This is a genomic window from Bacteroidota bacterium (genome assembly GCA_018692315.1).
Taxonomy (GTDB): Bacteria; Bacteroidota; Bacteroidia; order Bacteroidales; family JABHKC01; genus JABHKC01.
The window spans coordinates 1-16,296 of sequence record JABHKC010000189.1; the positions used below are offsets into that span (position 1 = coordinate 1).

Below are 16,296 nucleotides of genomic sequence, written 5' to 3' on the forward strand. Positions count from 1 at the left end.
GATAGTAACTTATTGGAAAAAAATATACATGAACTCCATTTTTATTTAAAAAATTAATGTTTTTTATCAAAGCTTGCATTTGTCTGTATTACAGAATATTAACATCATTTTGCTTGTTTTTGTGAATTATGCAGGCTAAAGTAACATCATGAGCCATTTGTTGTAAAAACAATGCAACATCGGCAGAAAGCGAGCTATGGAAAGTGGCTCCTACTGGAGATTTTTGGAACAGTGTAGCATACATTACACAAGTAGTTAAATATGAACCTGGAAGCGCAGGATGACTAAAGTCTGCTGAATAAAGATTAATTAAGCTATCAGGATCATTATCCATAGCATGTTTCCACGCTAAACCAACTGGCGAAACAGTTGAACTATTTTGCTCACCCATTGTCATATATCCAGCCATTAACCTTTCTTGCATTCCCAAAAATGTACATACAGGAGTCCATCCATAATCAATACAATTTACTTGATCTCCATATTTTCGACCCCAAGTCATGAAAAATACCGGCTCAGTACAAGAATTGTTTGATTTAATAGAATCGACTAATATTTGAGCATAGGGGAAAACTTCTGTAGTCATTTGATCGGGATGCCATGATGGTTCTTGACTTTGTGCCTGTAAAATAACAAAATCCCAATTGTCTTGACTAATTTTTGATAATGTTGTTGTATTTGCTGCATGATTTAAAAACCTTGATCCTCCTGGCGTACTTTGATCGTGCACTATTGTGTCCCCAAGCGATAGTGATAAATCACTTAGTAAATTAGGCAAATCGTTTACATATGTATAACTATTTCCAATAAAAAGAACTTTTGTTTGTTGTCCGTAAGATAAGGTTGTAATTGCAATGATTAATAATAGCAATAGAGTGTTTCTCATTATAAAAGTATTGGTTGTTTAATTAAAAAATTATGACGAGAATCCTTTTGTATGGTTGCCGAAAAAACTTTGGTGTAATCTAAAAAAGGCTATTTTTTTGGTAGTTTCCTCTTGTGGAAATCATTAAAACTAAACACTATTTTGAGATGCATCCTCTTGTAGGTCATCTAATTTCTCTTGCAAACTGTCTGCTCAAGTTTTATGATTATTTTCTAATATGTTAATTTGCAATTCTTTTTCTTCTTCATCATCTCAAATAACTTCACCTGAAATAAGCATTATTAAACCTTTTGATGATAAGAATGTGTTAACACCCAGAATAGATAGTTTAGCTGAAAGTTTAAGAGTTTTGCGCTTAGTTTTATTTGCAAATGACTTAAGTCAAATCAAAAAACAATAAGTTTTTGAGCATGTGTGGACTGCTCTGAATCGTATCTTACAAAATACAAACCTGATTTCAGATTTGATAGATCTATCTGAAATTTTTTGGAAGGCAGAATAATCTCATTTCTGGAAATTATTAATTCTCCCTTCAAATCAAATATTTTTATACCGTAAATATTTTTGTTAGTAACATTTTTTAGATAAAACAGAGTTTTTGCAGGATTCGGAAATAGCAATAATTTTTCAGGTTTATTTGACAACTCAATTGCATTTACCTCAAAATTAATTGTGTCAGTAAAATCTGCTCCACCATATTGATTCCAGGCTGTCAGAATTATCGAATACTGTCCTAATCCCGAGAATTCGTGTATGGGATTCTCTTCTGTGGAAGTTTGTCCATCGCCAAAATTCCAAACATAAACATCTGCATTAGTGCTTTCATTAATAAATTCTACAATGGTATCGTTTACGGTATAAGAAAATTTAGCAGTAGGTCCTTCTTCGAGATATGTTTCAAAGGATTTCTGCTGACAGCCATTCTGATCAGTAACAATTACTGAATAATTTCCCGAACCTTGAAACTCAAGACCTGGAATACTTGCTGATGAAATTGGGGCATTATCTTTCAACCATAGATAAAAAGTATAAATGTCAGGCACTTGAACAATATTATTAAAAAAGCTTATTTGTGGCGAATACATTTCAATATTGTATTCAGCAAAATTATTAGTATCAATTACAACATCGTATCCACACTGCAAAAGATACTCTGCATCAGCAGCGGGTAAACCTCCGGTGAAACTCAAATTGCCGGGATTTGATTTGAAAATGATTGAATATAATACCGATGCTGAAACTACACTGCCGGCTTGGGAGGGATGTACTGCATCTGCTGAATACAAATCGATGCCGGCTTGTTCAGTTAGAGATTTAATCCAGGCTTCTCCAACCGGAGCTACAATTTCATTTACAAATGTGTTTTGATAAATCATGTTGTCAAGAATCCGACCAATGCATGAAATAGTATTATCTCCAGGGAAGTAAGTTGGATAACCGCCTTCTCCACCCCATCCAGCAAACCATAATACCCGAGTGCAAGAATTGTATTCTTTTATAGAATCGTATAATTGTAAATTGGCATTTAAATATTCGCTGCTAATATATGGTGGCATATTTACATAAGCACCTTGGTTATCCTGAATCACAATATAATCCCAGGCTTGTTCCTGAAATTTTTCAAAGACAAAAGGATTTTGAATATGATGAGTAGAATATTGTCCACCTGGTGTATGTGAATCAATAATGTATGGAAAACCACCTAAATTTGCAAGGTCTTCAACAATTCCGGGCAAATTATTCGTCCCTAAAAAACTATTTCCAAGGAAAAATATTTTGACAGTGTCATTACTTATAGATTTAGTTTTTTTATAAGGATTGTTTTCCGTTTGTTTGTTTCCAAAGTTTTGTGCACAAAAACTGCCATTGTAAAGTAAAAGAGCGAGGATTAAAATTTTAATTAATTTCATGGGTTTTGGATTTTATTTAAGGTTAATTTTTATTATAATCTGATATTTATTAGAAAATTGAGCTTGAAAATGAATAACTGAACTAGTTTTATGTTTGGCATAATAAATTATTTAGAAAAACTAAATTTCAAAGGTACAAAAAACAATCTGAAGCATTAAGTAATTCTATTTGAAATATCCGGAGGCATCAAAAGTCATTTTTTGTGTCGTCTGATTGTGTTTTTTCCATGCTTTTGCAAGTTCCGATAAACGATGATTGCTATAACTGAAAAATTGTTTATAAGCACTACAAAAATACTGTAGATTTTTGGCATTTCGATATTTTGGACATCCTCCATAACACATTTCTAACCATGGACATTTTTTGCAATCATTATCTATTTCAGCTTTTAGTTCACCGAAAGTGTGCTGCTTTTTGCTATTCAGCATATCAATCAATCGATTTTGATGAATATTGCCTAATTTGTTTTTCTTGTTCACAAAAAAATCACAGCTATAAACATCGCCATTGTGCTCTACCACAAGGTATCCACCACAAGTTTTCTGAAAACTACATTCGGGAACCTGATGCCCTATATGCGCATGAAATGTATTTTCTATAAATCGCACTATTGGAGCAGAACCGCCATCACGAATGAAATCGGCATACCACAAATCGAAAATTTTGCACATAAATCCACCCAATTCTTTGGCAGAAACAGAAAAGTCAAGTATCTGGTTATTTCTATCTTTCTCAAAAACAGGATTAAACTGCAGCCATTGAAATCCTCTTGATTTGTAAAACTGATATATTTTTTCGGCAGAATTAACATTCGATTTTGTAATGCAACTTAAAATATTCACAGCTACGCCAGCATTCATTAGCTTCTGAGCATTTTCATTAACTTTTTTCCAACTGGTTTTTCCATTTTTGTTCAATCTGTATTTGTCATGGATTTCTTCAGTTCCGTCAATCGACAAACCAATCAGAAAATTGTATTTTTTCAGAAAACTAATCCATTCATCGTTCAATAAAGTACCGTTTGTTTGCAGGCTATTACCTATTATTTTTCTTTCAGTCTTCCCGAAATGAAGCTGTAAATCTATCAACTTTCTGAAAAATTGGATTCCTGCCAAACTAGGCTCTCCACCTTGCCAGGTAATATTATATTGATTTCCGGTCTGGTTACTCATTTGACGAATCAACTCTTCGAGCGTGTCGTGGCTCATTACCGACAAAGACGGGTATAGATTTTCTTTTTCGAGATAGAAACAATAATCGCAATTTAAATTACATTTTGCTCCAACAGGCTTTACAATTATCGATTCAAGCGGCTTTTTCATTGATGGTTGAATTATTTCACTATTATTTCGTCGAAAAACATCCAGGCCGGCTTTCCTTCTGCAATATGGCCTTTTGGGCATTTGCCAATATTTATAGCTTCTACCTTTATTGACTTTGCCCGGGCAGGTTTAGAAATTTTAGCATGGTATTTCACATTTCCATTTACAGATTGGAATTTGTCTGATGTGATTTTTTCTAAAACCTCAAAATTTTCACCATCAGTGCTAAACGAAACCACTATTTCTTTTGGTAAAAATATCCATGAACCTTCGTTTTTCAAAGTGCTAACTATTACAGTGTCAAAACTTTGTTCTTTGTCGAAATGAATTATAGCCTCAAGATTATTTCCATAATACGCCTGCCACGAGCGGTCTTTAAATGCAGGCCTGCCAATTTTTCCATCAGTCAATCCTTGAGCTCCTCGTCCGGAATATTTCTTGTTATATTGAGTAAACAACTGAACTTTTGCTCCTACTGCCAAATGAGAAATATTTGTTTCCATCTCGTAGTTATAATCTGGCTCTCGTAGCCCTTTTCCTTCTATTCCTGTTAAAAAATCTCCAAGTTCTTGCCTGTACTTTTCGGCTAATATTTGCAATTGTTTCCTTTCTTTAGGAAATTCGTCAATCACATTATTCAACTCGAAAGGATCGCTTTTTAAATTATAAAGTTCCAAACCTGATTCCAGGAAATTATATTTTCCGGGCAAACCGTTTTTCCCGGGCTCAACATTTGTGTATGACCTGTAAACATGCGGAAAACCCAATTTCCAATCTCCTTTTCGAACAGCTTGAAGCTCGTTTTCGTTGTAGTAATAACAAAATTCGTCTCGGATGTTTTTACTCGTATCGCCAAACAAGTATGGCAGTATGCTTTGGCCATCAATAGTATGATTTGGCAATTTCCCATCGCTTATTTCTGCCAAAGTGGGTAAAATATCCAGCGTAGAAGCGAGATTATTAATTACTAAACCTTTTGGAATTTTTCCATGCCAATTCATCACACAAGGAACTTTGTGCCCACCTTCCCAGCTTGTACCTTTGCCTTCGCGCAAACCGGCAGTGGTTCCACCATGATCTCCAAAATTTTTCCATGGGCCATTGTCGCTCGTAAATATTATCAGCGTATTATCAGCAATTCCGTTTTTTTTCAATGCTTCCACAAGTTGTTTCACCGACCAGTCGATTTCCATAATTACATCGCCATATTTGCCATATTTGCTTTTGTCGGCAAACTTTTCGGAAACTCCAAGCGGCACATGAGGCATTGGGTGCGGAAAATACAAGAAAAAAGGTTCGGAGGCTTTTCTGTTTATAAAATCGACAGCTTTCCTTGTCAGAATTGTAGTGATACTATCTTGATCTTCAATCCTCTCAAAAACTTTGGTTTTTTTGTTTCCTTCAATTAATCGAAGTTTTGGATATTTGCTATTAATTTTTGGTTTGTTGCCATAAGTTACAGGCCACATATCGTTAGAGTACGGCCAACCCACATACTCGTCGAAGCCATGCTGAAGAGGCAGAAATTTTTCTTGATCGCCCAAATGCCATTTTCCGAAAATTCCGGTTGCGTAGCCTTGCTCTTTCAACATTTCTGCTAAAGTTAGTTCAGATGCCGCAATTCCTTTCTCGGAATTTGGGGTCAATGCTCCGGTTATGCCAATTCTGTTTGGATAACAGCCGGTTAGCAATGATGCTCTTGAAGCAGAACTTACAGCTTGAGAAACGTAAAAATTTGTAAATTTTACACCATTTTCGGCCAAGCTATCAATTGTTGGTGTCAGAATATTTTCTGAACCAAAACAGCCCAAATCGCCATAGCCCTGGTCGTCGGTAAAAACAAGTACAATGTTTGGTAATTCATTGGTTTGCCCAAAAGATGTTCCGGCAATGCCTGCCGACAACAAGCCTGCTGCAATTTTTTTCGAGTTTGAAAATTTTAAATAGTTTTTCATCCTTAAATAATTAATTCCAAAATCCGGTTTCAAAATTAGTTTTTTAAATTGATAAAAAAATGACAAGTTTCTATCGGTAGTTATTTAGATTGTCTGAATTGCCAAATCAAAACTCATTCTTGCACAAAGATTCCATCATTCCTGCACAAAGATTCCATCATTCCTGCACAAAGGTTCCATCATTCAGGCTCAACGGTTTCATCATTCCTACGAAAGCAGGAATCTCCTGGAATTGAGTAGTTTTTTGAATAGATTCCTGCCTATGCAGAATTTTTATTGTTGCTAGAGGCACGGATTGCAATTCCGCGCTAGCCGGGGTATTGCCTCTACTTATAAACTTCTGCTGTCCTGTCATCACAGGAAGCAAATGTTTTTAATTTTGGGAATCTGTAAAAGGACTGTATAATTATGAATTATAAATTATGAATATGACGAAGAGGAAAAGATAGTCTGAATTACAAAAAGAAAGTATAAATATCATATTGTATTTAATATTTCATATATTTGTTTAGTTTTGTATGCAAAAATTGGATAGAAAAAGGTTATAAAAGATTATTATAAAGGCTGATTATAAACTATAAATCAAATGGAAGAAGCAACTAAAATTAAGAGTGTTAAAGGATTTAATGAATACTTGAAAGAACGTGAAGTCCAGGTAAGAAACGAAGCCACAGATGGATATTACCATGTAAACGTTGTTGCTGATGCATATATAAAAGGTATAGAAGATGGAAAAAAATTAGGAAAAGAAGAACTATTAAAAAATATGTCAGAAGCATTTGTTGAAACATTTGTTAAAAAGGCGAATAAAATATATCTATTGTCAAAAGATACAGTTAAATATTTAAAAAACGAAGGATATAAAGTTGAATCATTACATATAAATATATCTTCCACATCTCCAAAAGTTATTCTAACAATTTCAAACAAAACATTAGTTGACGATAATTTTGTAAAGAAAGGATATAGAAAACTTGCAGAAAGCAAAAAAGAATATTTGAGCATTTATGACGAAATGTTAGACATTGCCTTTGTAGGGAATAAGTATCTTGATAGAGAATTATTGAAGGAAGATGGTTTCGAATATTTTGAAATATATAATGGTTAATAGAAAAACTCACGGAGAGAGAAATAAAAAATTGTCGGAGGATTTATTGGAAGGTAAAGTATATTACGATTGGGTTATAACAACATCTTTTTATTCTGCAATACACTTTGTCGAAGATTTTATATTCCCATGTAATATTAGACAAAAAGAATGTAAAAATATATCTCAAGCAAAAAAGGCATTAAAGATGCCAAGCAGACATGCAACACGTAAACGTTTAGTTCTTGAAAAAATGCCTCCCGGAACATCAGAGATGTATGATTGGTTAGATGATAGATCGAGAACTGCAAGATATACTACGTTTAAGCAAACGCCAGGAGAAGCAGCGAAATCAAAAGATTACTTAGCAAAAATACATAAAGAATGTTATAAAAATATAAACAGCTAAACAAAAAAGCCTGCAAAAAAGCAGGCTTTTTCATTCTGAAAAAACTCAAAAAAATAATGAACGAACAGAAATATTCATAAATAAAGTAGCCGAAAACTAAAAACTAATGATAGAGGACAGAGGCTATACTATAAAAGACATAATCGACACTGGCATGGTGCCAAAAGCCGAAATCGAAGCAGTTTTAAATATCGGCGAAACACAAAACTACTCAATTGATACTTTCGTAAAAGTACTGTCAATGCTAAACGTACATCTCGAATTTCACGACCTAAACGAAAAAAACAGATTCGATATGATGCCGGACAATATGAAGCCTCGTAAAAACTAAAAGAATGAACGTATTAGATAGATATTTTGCCACAAGGAAAAGAATAATGATTATTTGTGGATTATTAATATTAGTTGGAATAGGAGCTAAATATGACAATATAACAATCATAATCCCAACATTATAAGGGAAACTGGAAAATGAATTTATTATAAATTATGTTTTGTTAGTACTTTTTTTGTACTTTAATCACAGAATGTTATCAGAATTAAAAATGTATCCCACATATGCCCAAAAGAAAATACTTAAAAGTATAGACTATAAAATAACTGTTGTGATATCAACAATTAGCATAATGATGTATAGTTTTATAAAGTACTTAACGATTCCTTATAGTGAAGTATTTTTAGCTTCTTGCTGGGAGATGGGTATCGGATTTTTTGAATAGATTCCTACCTTCACAGGAATGAGTTGAAAGTTGTAATCCCATAGGGATGTTTTTTCGGTAGCCCTGAATGGAAATTCGGAGGAAATGAAAGTCGGGCATAATTGGAAATCCTGTAAGGATGACCTATTTGTTTTTGTAGGTCATTCCTATGGAATTTTTTAAAATGTGCTTCTTTCAACCACCGATTGCCAACGGTGGCCACCAATAGGCCATCCTTGCAGGATTTCATTTCTGCCTTTGCAGAATTTTTATTGTTGTTAGACGCACAGATTGCAAATCCTCGCTAGCGGGGTTGCTATTGCCTCTATTTTTAAACTTCTGCTGTCCTGTCATCACAGGAAGCAAATGTTTGAAATGTTGGGATTGCTTAAAAGGACTTAAATATATAATTTAATTATTAGCTTTGAATTGTAAAATTAAGGAATATAAATATTAAAATATCCTATCGAAATGGAAAAGATGGTTGATGATAATTTCAAGCAAGACATATTAAACCAAGAGAAATATTCAAAAAATGAAGAAATAGAACTTTATACTCGAAATATCAAATTAGGAAATGTAATTGATTTCGATAATATAGAATTCACGAAAAATATCAAATTCATTGGGGATCAACATGATTTTTATATAAAACTAAAAAATGGTAAATTCAAAAATAAAATAAGTTTTGAAGGTCATTTGACAATTAAAATTGAGGATTCAGAATTTCATTCAATTAATAATATTGATAATCTTAATGGTAAAATTTCAATCGATAAATGTACTATTACGGAGGTAAGAGATAAAGAAAATATTTATTATAAGGAATGTAAAGCAACAAAGTTATTTTTTGAAGGAGGAATAATCAATGAAGGAATTAAAGAAATTGGTCAATTGATTTTTGAAGGAGGAAATTTCTTAAACAGAGAAGTCGATGTCGAAAATGTAAAAGAATTAAAATTTGAAAATATTACAATAAATTCAAAATCAATTGCAGGTAGTTTTATAATATCCAATTTCAATCCTTCAAAGGAATCACTACTGGATATTAAAAATTCCGATATGGAATTTATGACATTCTCTAACTCAGATATGTCTAATTCGATTTTAAAATTCGAAGCTAGCGACTTAACAAAAATTACTATGGTTAATTCAAGGCTTCCTAAGTCTGCTGTGAATTTGGAGGATAAAAAAAATGCACGAGAGCCATATAGGCAACTTAAAATTGTATGTATAAAACATTATGATAAAATTGGTGAATTGTATTACAAAGCAAAAGAATACAACGAGCATTTCAAATCTCTGAAATGGAGTAGAGACTTTAATAGTAAATTTGTTTTATGCCTAAATAAGTACTCAAATTGTTATTCAACACAGTGGTGGCCAGCTTTAATATGGATTTTTGTAATAGGTTTAATTTTTTATCCATTATATTTATTAAGCCTAGATCTTAAACCATGCAATATAGAATGTTGGAATAAATCTCTACTATTTTTAACACCAGCCAGATCTCTTAATCCCTTAGAATTGAAAACCGAACTAACATTTTTATCATACTTAGTTGATATATTTCACCGCATATTAAGTGGCTTTTTTATCTATCAATTTATTCAAGCATTTAGAAAGTATGGAAAGTGAAAACTACATAAAAGTAATACTATTCCGTACTTTCTTGAACTGTTCAAAAAGCCCATCTAAAAACAAGCCTCAATAATTTCATTTAGATAAACATTTAGTTAGACTTTAGATGAAAAACTAAAAGAATATCCATCGCCAAAAATCAATTAGAGAAATTCTAATGCACTGCCTTATTTTGATTTGCAGGATATAAAGGAATTTAGGTTGAGTTAGTACCCTGTTAGCACAGATTTGCAATCCGTGCGTCCAAAATAGACAGAATCCAAAGATTTAAACATAAGTCTTCAGTTGAGGCGTTTCTACAATAATTCCTATCAAATTAGGCAATTCTGCATAATTTCGTGCAGAACTAAATAAATAATCCTGAGGTTCTTGTACTATCATTTTTTGCACCGGATTTTGATAAATGTAATTTAATTTCTCCAAACCTTTGTTTCGCTGACAATATTTTAGTGAATCTACAATTGCCATTTTATGGTTTTTATGAGTGAAAACATCTAACCAGCCAACGGTTGTCATTGTGATAAAATATGCTTTATAAGGTTCATATATTTTATATTTGTCAGACATTTAACAAAGATAAAAATTATTTTTTACAATTTTGGTTAATTTATATTGATAGATACACGGATTGCAAATCTGCGCTAGTCGGGTACAATCTTCGCATAGATGGAAATTAGTAGTTGTTTGATGAGATTCCTGCCTTCGCAGGAATGAAGAGTCAGCCAATCTACCTTAAAATAATTTCATCAATAAACATCCATGCTTTTTGCCCTTCTCCTTTGTGCCCTTTAGGGCAAAGTCCAATATTTTCAGCATCAATTTTCAGGTAGTCAATTATTTCGCCTGGCAAAAACAAATACTCAGTTATTTCTCCTCCTATGATTCTGCTTGTCGTCTTAATTTTATGCAGGACTATTTCTTTATATTCTAAATTTGAGGCTTTTACGGCAAGTTGTATTTTTTTTGGTTTAAAAATCCAGGCGTTTGGAGCATCCAAAAATCTGAGAATAATTGTATCAACAATTTGCTTTTGAGACAGTTCCCATTCCAAATTTAAATCATTGCCTTCAAACCCAAACCAGGAGTCATAATTACCTGGATTTAGAGCAGTAATATTTTCAATTATTCCGTCGTGCAAAGTGTTTTCTCCGGTTCCTTTATATTTTTTGCCTGGAGGAAATTTCAAGCTCTCTAATCTAATATTTGCTAAATTCTTAATAGTTTTTGTTGCAAGAGGATATGATTTTATAGTGTCGCCATAATTATTCCTTTGAAATTCAAGCTCTTTCAATAATTCAATTTTAATCTGAGCATAAGCTTCATCATCAAAAACAGAATTATTTTCTGAAGGATCTTTTTGCAAATCGTAAAGTTCCCATTCATCAATTGGATGATAAAAATGTATTAGCTTAAATCTGTCGGTTCGTATTCCATAATGGCGGGCAACATTGTGAGGACCTGGATATTCAAAATAGTGATAATAAACACTTTGTCGTAGTTCTGTATCATTGTTTTCAAGAAGATTGCAGATAGATAATCCTTGCATTTGCTCCGGAATTTGCATACCTGCATATTCGAGAATTGTTGGTGCAAAATCAATATTCATTACCAATTGTTCGCGTTTTTGCCCTGCTTGTTTCAATTTTGGGTTTCTAATAATTAATGGCATACCAAAACTTTCTTCATACATAAATCTTTTGTCGAACCAGCCATGTTCGCCAAGAAAAAACCCTTGATCGGAAGTGTAAATAATTATCGTATTTTCGTATAGTCCTTTCTCTTTCAGATAATTAATTATTTCTCCAACACTTTCGTCCACAGCATCGATGCAAGCCAAATAATCTTGCATATACCACTGAAATTTGTATTCTGCCAAACTTTGCTCATCTCCATCAAGGCCTATATATTCATCATACCTTTGTCTGTAAAGTATCATCCATTTTTCCCTGTCTTTCTTGCTAAGTCTGGACAGCCCCACATATTTTGCAGCAATGGTTTCGGCAGAATCCGGATGAATTATTTTTAAATCGTAAGCAAGCTCCATATCGTTCCCAATACTCAATTTTTGCATTTTCGCGGCATGCCTTTTTTCATAGTTGTCGTGGAAATTTTCAGGCAATGGGAATTTTGTGTCTCTGTAATTTTCAATCTTTTCAAGCTCTGGTAACCAATTCCTATGTGGTGCCTTATGATTTAGCATTAAGAAAAATGCCTGGCTTGTGTCAGTTTTGCTTAGCCATGAAATTGCATCCTTGGTAATTATATCTGTTACATAACCATCAATTTGCTGCTTTTTGCCATTCGTAATAAAATCGGGATTATAATAATGACCCTGGCCGGGTAAAATATTCCAGTAGTCGAATCCTGAAGGTGCGGTTTTGAGATGCCATTTCCCAACTAAGGCAGTCTGGTAGCCTCCATGCCGAAGCACTTTCGGAAAACTATTTTGAGAAGTGTCGAAACCTACATAATTGTTATACAGTCCATTAAGGTGATTGAAAGTCCCAGTCAGAATACTGGCACGACTTGGTGCACTAATTGCATTTGTACAGAAACAATTTGTAAACTGCACACCTTCTTCAGCCAGTTTATCAATATTTGGAGTTTTGTTTAATGTACTACCGTAGCATGAAATTGCTTTGCTACTATGGTCGTCGCTCATTATGAAAATTATGTTGGGTTTTTGCTGCTGGGCATTTTGACTGCAAGCGGCAAGCCCTATTCCTCCGAGAATGGTGATATTTTTTAAATTTGCTCTCATCATATTTCTTTTTTTTTGCTTTTAGACCTTAGCTTTTAGCCAACAGCCAAAATCATTCTACATAAATAATAAATTCCTCTATTACCATTTTGTTACCACTTCTCGCTTTCACAGAAATTTTATTCTCCCTTTTGGTTAATATAATTTCCTTACTCACAAATTGAACAGAGTTAATTCCACTTTGCATTTTACCCAAATTCTTTCCATTTATAATGAGTTCAGGAGCACCAAAATTGCAATATGCTTTTACAATATAATTCGAAGTGTTTATTGTATCGTTTCTTTTTCCAGCGATATGTAAAACTGGAGAATCTGCCCAATTTGCTTTGTACCAGAAGAATGCGTCTTTTTTCATTTTTCGGTCGTATGTAATCAGCCCTTTATGATTTCTCCCCTTTATTCCGCCTCTATCCCATTCCGGTACCGAAAAATCGAACATATTCCAAACATAGGAAGCCCAAATGTGAGGACATTCTTCAATGGCAGCCCAGCATATTTCATGGTAATATGTTTGATATCCTTCGGCGAAAAACTTACCTTTTGGTGAAGGTGGGCTTAAGTCTGAACTTTGATGATTAATGTTACCTCCTGCACCATATTCAGAAATGGAGGTTCTTATATCAGGCTTTTTTTTATGATAGTTTTTTATCCAGTTTTCGAGTCCTGATGGATTGCCTCCATACCAGCCGGTATATTGATTAAATCCTTGTAAATCTGTCAGTTCATGAATTTCATGGTCATGCACCCACCAAATATTACTTACGGCCACTGTATATCGTTCGGGATCGAGGTTTTTCGCAAGATTATGCAATTTTTTTGTGAGCTCAACGGGTTCTTGAACTACAGCTCCTTTTACGACTTCGTTGTGAACTCCCCAAACAAAAATTGAAGGATGGTTGAAATTTTGTTTTATCAATTCGGTCATTTGTTGTAAAGCATTATCATCTGCACCTTCTTTATAGCCATTCACAAATGGAATTTCTGCCCAAATCAAAAAACCCATGGAATCGGCTAATTTGTAAATATACTCATCTTGCTGATAATGAGCCAAACGAATAGATGTTGCTCCAATTTCATTAATTAATTCCATATCGGTTTTGTGATGCTCGGGAAGCAGGGCATTGCCAATATTTTCCCATTCCTGATGACGACATACCCCATAAAGTTTGTAAGGTTCACCATTTAATATAAAACCTTTTTCTTCATCAATTTCGAAATAACGTATGCCAACATCTTGAATAATCACATCGAACAATTCACCATTGTTAAATATTTCGGTTTTTAAAGTATAAAGAAATGGATCATTTTTGCCATGCCAAAGTCTGGGATTTTTTATTTTAAGCTTTGCATTAAAAACCTGCATCCCGACCGGCTTAAGCTCAATATTTTGGAGTTCGTTTGCCACAGGTTTATTGCCGTTTTTCAGCATTGTATTTTTAAGGATAATTTGCTTAATAGTTGAACTTTCATTTTTCAACTGGCATGAAATTCTAAGTTCAGCTTGTTTTTTATTAACTTTTTTCTGATACACAAAAATCCCGTTTGAAGCATGATCTTCGAGGTTAAAATGCAAATTGTTAGTAACAATCAAATTTACACTACGATAGATTCCTCCATAGATTCCGAAAAGGAAATTGTCTTTTGGATATGAATTATTTAGCTCGTTATTTACTTTTACAAAAATTGTATTTTGAGTATTATTTTCAATAAAATCAGTTATTTCGAACACAAAAGCTGAATAGCCCCCCAAATGTTTTCCAATGAATTTTTTATTGACAAAAACTTCGGCATATTGCCCAACTCCATCGAAACGCAAAAAATAGTGCTTCCCTTCTGCTTTTTCAATTGTAAGGTTCTTTTTGTACCATGCTGTGCCAAAATTTACTTTTCCGCCGGATTGAATATCTTTATTGTTCCATGTGTGAGGGATGTTTACATCAGTCCACGAATTTTCGTCAAGTGTGAGAAAATCAATTTCTTGCTTTGGCTGAAAAAATTTCCAGTCTTGATTTAAATTTACGATTTCACGAGGCTGAGAGAAACATGAAAAGCCGCATAAAATGATATAAAATGATATACTCAGTTTCAATAAAATTTTAGTTTTCATAATATTTTTTTTGCTGTTTGCTTTTAGCCTTTAGCCAAAAGCCAACAGCTATAATTCAATTGCTTTCAATTGCTTTTGATTTTTTGTCGTATAACTTAATTTTTCCGTCTAGTTTAATAGCAATAACGGTGTAATATTTATCAATCACATTTTCGGGGATATCAATATAAATAAGTCCCGGGTATTTGCTCCACCAAACATTACAAAACACTTCACGGTTCAGAATTGTCCCATTTCCAACAACATGAGCCCTATGAATTTTGTTTTCGATGCCTCGCAAAACAATTTTTCCATCTTTTGGAATATCTCTCAAATACAGGAATAATTCAGTGCTATCTTTTGATAGAGCTGTTGGTCCGTAATAATATTCGTAAGGAATGCCTCGCTTGGTTTTATAAATGGCTTCTTTATGTTTTGAAACCCAAGTCCCTAATTCAGTGAGAATATTTTCTTGCTCGGCAGGAATTGTTCCATCGCTTTTTGGGCCAATATCTAACAAAAGATTGCCTCCTTTGCTGAGGCACTCAACAAAAATATCGATAATTTGCTGCGGCGATTTATAGTGCTTGTCGTTCGACTGGTATCCCCATGAGTCGTTCATAGTCATGCAAAGTTCCCAGTAGTCGGCCTTTGGTGCATGAATGGGCATTCCAATTTCGGGAGTTGCATAATCGCCTTTTCCTCTCAATCTTGAATTGAAAATTACTTCAGGTTTATCCTTCGACAAAAAATTCTTGATTTCAGTAACTTTCCATTCCTCGGCAGAGTGTTCCCAATCGCCATCGAACCACCAAACATCAGGGTCGAATTTCTTTTTTAATTCCTTCATCTGACCATGATAATATTTTTCAAATTTTGCCCAACGTTTGGGCTCATCCTCAATTTTATACCTGTTCACTTTTCGTGTAAAATGAGTATAATCGGCGTAAGACCAATCCGGTAGGGAATAATACAAGCCAACTTTTATATCATTGTTTCTCAGCGTCTTAACAAAAGGAGCTATCAAGTCTTCTTTTGCAGGAGAATTGTTCACACTATTGAAGTTGCCAAATTTGGTGTCCCAAAGTGCAAAACCATCGTGATGCTTTGTGGTGATTACCGAATATTTCGCACCACTTTTTTTAATTAGACTTGCCCAATATTCGGGGTCGTAGTTTTTTGCATCGAAATCTTCTGCTTGTTTCAGGTAGTCTTCATGCGAAATGTAGCCGTTAAAAAACGACCAGGATTCCCCAATTCCTAAAACTGAATAAATACCCCAATGTATGAAAATTCCAAGTTTAGCCTCTTGAAACCATTCCATTTTTTTGTGGTAGTCGGCTTGAAGTTCCTGATTTTGTGCTTGCCCAAAAACCATGGAGAAAGCCAAGATTGTTAGTATTACAATTTTTCTCATACTTAAAACTTTTTTCAATTTATAATTTATAAAACAAAAAATATGTCCCGCAGATTTCGCAGATTTTCGCGGATTCATTCATAATTCATCACTCTTCCGAAAGCTTTCAAAATAATAATTCAT

General features: G+C 33.7%; 11 protein-coding genes and 1 pseudogene. 4 read left to right on the forward strand and 8 right to left on the reverse strand.

What is annotated here, in order from left to right; genetic code table 11:
• Window positions 1-88 precede the first annotated feature (88 nt).
• From HN894_14105 to HN894_14120, 4 genes are all read right to left on the reverse strand, one after another.
• Window positions 89-886 carry a hypothetical protein gene (locus HN894_14105; protein MBT7144458.1) on the reverse strand — a complete coding sequence of 266 codons (798 nt, stop codon included), beginning with the start codon at window positions 884-886 and terminating at the stop codon, window positions 89-91.
• A gap of 386 nt (window positions 887-1,272) precedes the next feature.
• Window positions 1,273-2,796 (reverse strand): T9SS type A sorting domain-containing protein, encoded by a 1,524-nt coding sequence (locus HN894_14110; protein ID MBT7144459.1) that lies wholly within the window; start codon window positions 2,794-2,796, stop codon window positions 1,273-1,275.
• Between the two features lie 165 nt (window positions 2,797-2,961).
• Window positions 2,962-4,119, reverse strand: coding sequence for an anaerobic sulfatase maturase (locus tag HN894_14115; GenBank protein MBT7144460.1), 1,158 nt, complete (start codon window positions 4,117-4,119; stop codon window positions 2,962-2,964).
• Between the two features lie 11 nt (window positions 4,120-4,130).
• Complete coding sequence (locus tag HN894_14120) at window positions 4,131-6,074, reverse strand: sulfatase (protein MBT7144461.1); 1,944 nt, start codon at window positions 6,072-6,074, stop codon at window positions 4,131-4,133.
• Between the two features lie 586 nt (window positions 6,075-6,660).
• On the opposite strand from HN894_14120, the gene HN894_14125 reads away from it, so the two are divergent.
• From HN894_14125 to HN894_14140, 4 genes are all read left to right on the forward strand, one after another.
• Window positions 6,661-7,182, forward strand: coding sequence for a hypothetical protein (locus HN894_14125; protein ID MBT7144462.1), 522 nt, complete (start codon window positions 6,661-6,663; stop codon window positions 7,180-7,182).
• Complete coding sequence (locus HN894_14130; protein ID MBT7144463.1) at window positions 7,175-7,570, forward strand: hypothetical protein; 396 nt, start codon at window positions 7,175-7,177, stop codon at window positions 7,568-7,570. Before HN894_14125 ends, HN894_14130 begins: the two co-directional genes overlap by 8 nt.
• A 106-nt stretch (window positions 7,571-7,676) precedes the next feature.
• Complete coding sequence (locus tag HN894_14135) at window positions 7,677-7,901, forward strand: hypothetical protein (GenBank protein ID MBT7144464.1); 225 nt, start codon at window positions 7,677-7,679, stop codon at window positions 7,899-7,901.
• Window positions 7,902-8,739: 838 nt separating this feature from the next.
• Complete coding sequence (locus tag HN894_14140) at window positions 8,740-9,906, forward strand: hypothetical protein (protein MBT7144465.1); 1,167 nt, start codon at window positions 8,740-8,742, stop codon at window positions 9,904-9,906.
• A 270-nt stretch (window positions 9,907-10,176) separates the two neighbouring features.
• On the opposite strand, the gene HN894_14145 is transcribed toward HN894_14140, so the two are convergent.
• The 4 genes and pseudogenes from HN894_14145 to HN894_14160 all read right to left on the reverse strand — a co-directional run bounded on the left by HN894_14145 (window position 10,177) and on the right by HN894_14160 (window position 16,173).
• The gene (locus HN894_14145; protein ID MBT7144466.1) at window positions 10,177-10,476 is read right to left on the reverse strand and encodes a hypothetical protein; all 300 of its coding nucleotides are present in this window, start codon (window positions 10,474-10,476) and stop codon (window positions 10,177-10,179) included.
• Between the two features lie 712 nt (window positions 10,477-11,188).
• Window positions 11,189-12,673: pseudogene (locus tag HN894_14150) on the reverse strand (sulfatase).
• Between the two features lie 49 nt (window positions 12,674-12,722).
• A complete protein-coding gene (locus tag HN894_14155; GenBank protein MBT7144467.1) occupies window positions 12,723-14,777 on the reverse strand; it encodes a beta-galactosidase in 2,055 nt (684 codons plus the stop codon).
• A 55-nt stretch (window positions 14,778-14,832) separates the two neighbouring features.
• Window positions 14,833-16,173 carry an alpha-L-fucosidase gene (locus tag HN894_14160; protein ID MBT7144468.1) on the reverse strand — a complete coding sequence of 447 codons (1,341 nt, stop codon included), beginning with the start codon at window positions 16,171-16,173 and terminating at the stop codon, window positions 14,833-14,835.
• Window positions 16,174-16,296: the final 123 nt, after the last annotated feature.

Coding starts and splice junctions, on each gene's coding strand:
- HN894_14105 (MBT7144458.1), bottom strand. CDS start 886: ATGAGAAACACTCTATTGCTATTATTAATCATTGCAATTACAACCTTA.
- HN894_14130 (MBT7144463.1), top strand. CDS start 7,175: ATGGTTAATAGAAAAACTCACGGAGAGAGAAATAAAAAATTGTCGGAG.
- HN894_14140 (MBT7144465.1), top strand. CDS start 8,740: ATGGAAAAGATGGTTGATGATAATTTCAAGCAAGACATATTAAACCAA.
- HN894_14160 (MBT7144468.1), bottom strand. CDS start 16,173: ATGAGAAAAATTGTAATACTAACAATCTTGGCTTTCTCCATGGTTTTT.
- HN894_14115 (MBT7144460.1), bottom strand. CDS start 4,119: ATGAAAAAGCCGCTTGAATCGATAATTGTAAAGCCTGTTGGAGCAAAA.
- HN894_14120 (MBT7144461.1), bottom strand. CDS start 6,074: ATGAAAAACTATTTAAAATTTTCAAACTCGAAAAAAATTGCAGCAGGC.
- HN894_14110 (MBT7144459.1), bottom strand. CDS start 2,796: ATGAAATTAATTAAAATTTTAATCCTCGCTCTTTTACTTTACAATGGC.
- HN894_14155 (MBT7144467.1), bottom strand. CDS start 14,777: ATGAAAACTAAAATTTTATTGAAACTGAGTATATCATTTTATATCATT.
- HN894_14145 (MBT7144466.1), bottom strand. CDS start 10,476: ATGTCTGACAAATATAAAATATATGAACCTTATAAAGCATATTTTATC.
- HN894_14125 (MBT7144462.1), top strand. CDS start 6,661: ATGGAAGAAGCAACTAAAATTAAGAGTGTTAAAGGATTTAATGAATAC.
- HN894_14135 (MBT7144464.1), top strand. CDS start 7,677: ATGATAGAGGACAGAGGCTATACTATAAAAGACATAATCGACACTGGC.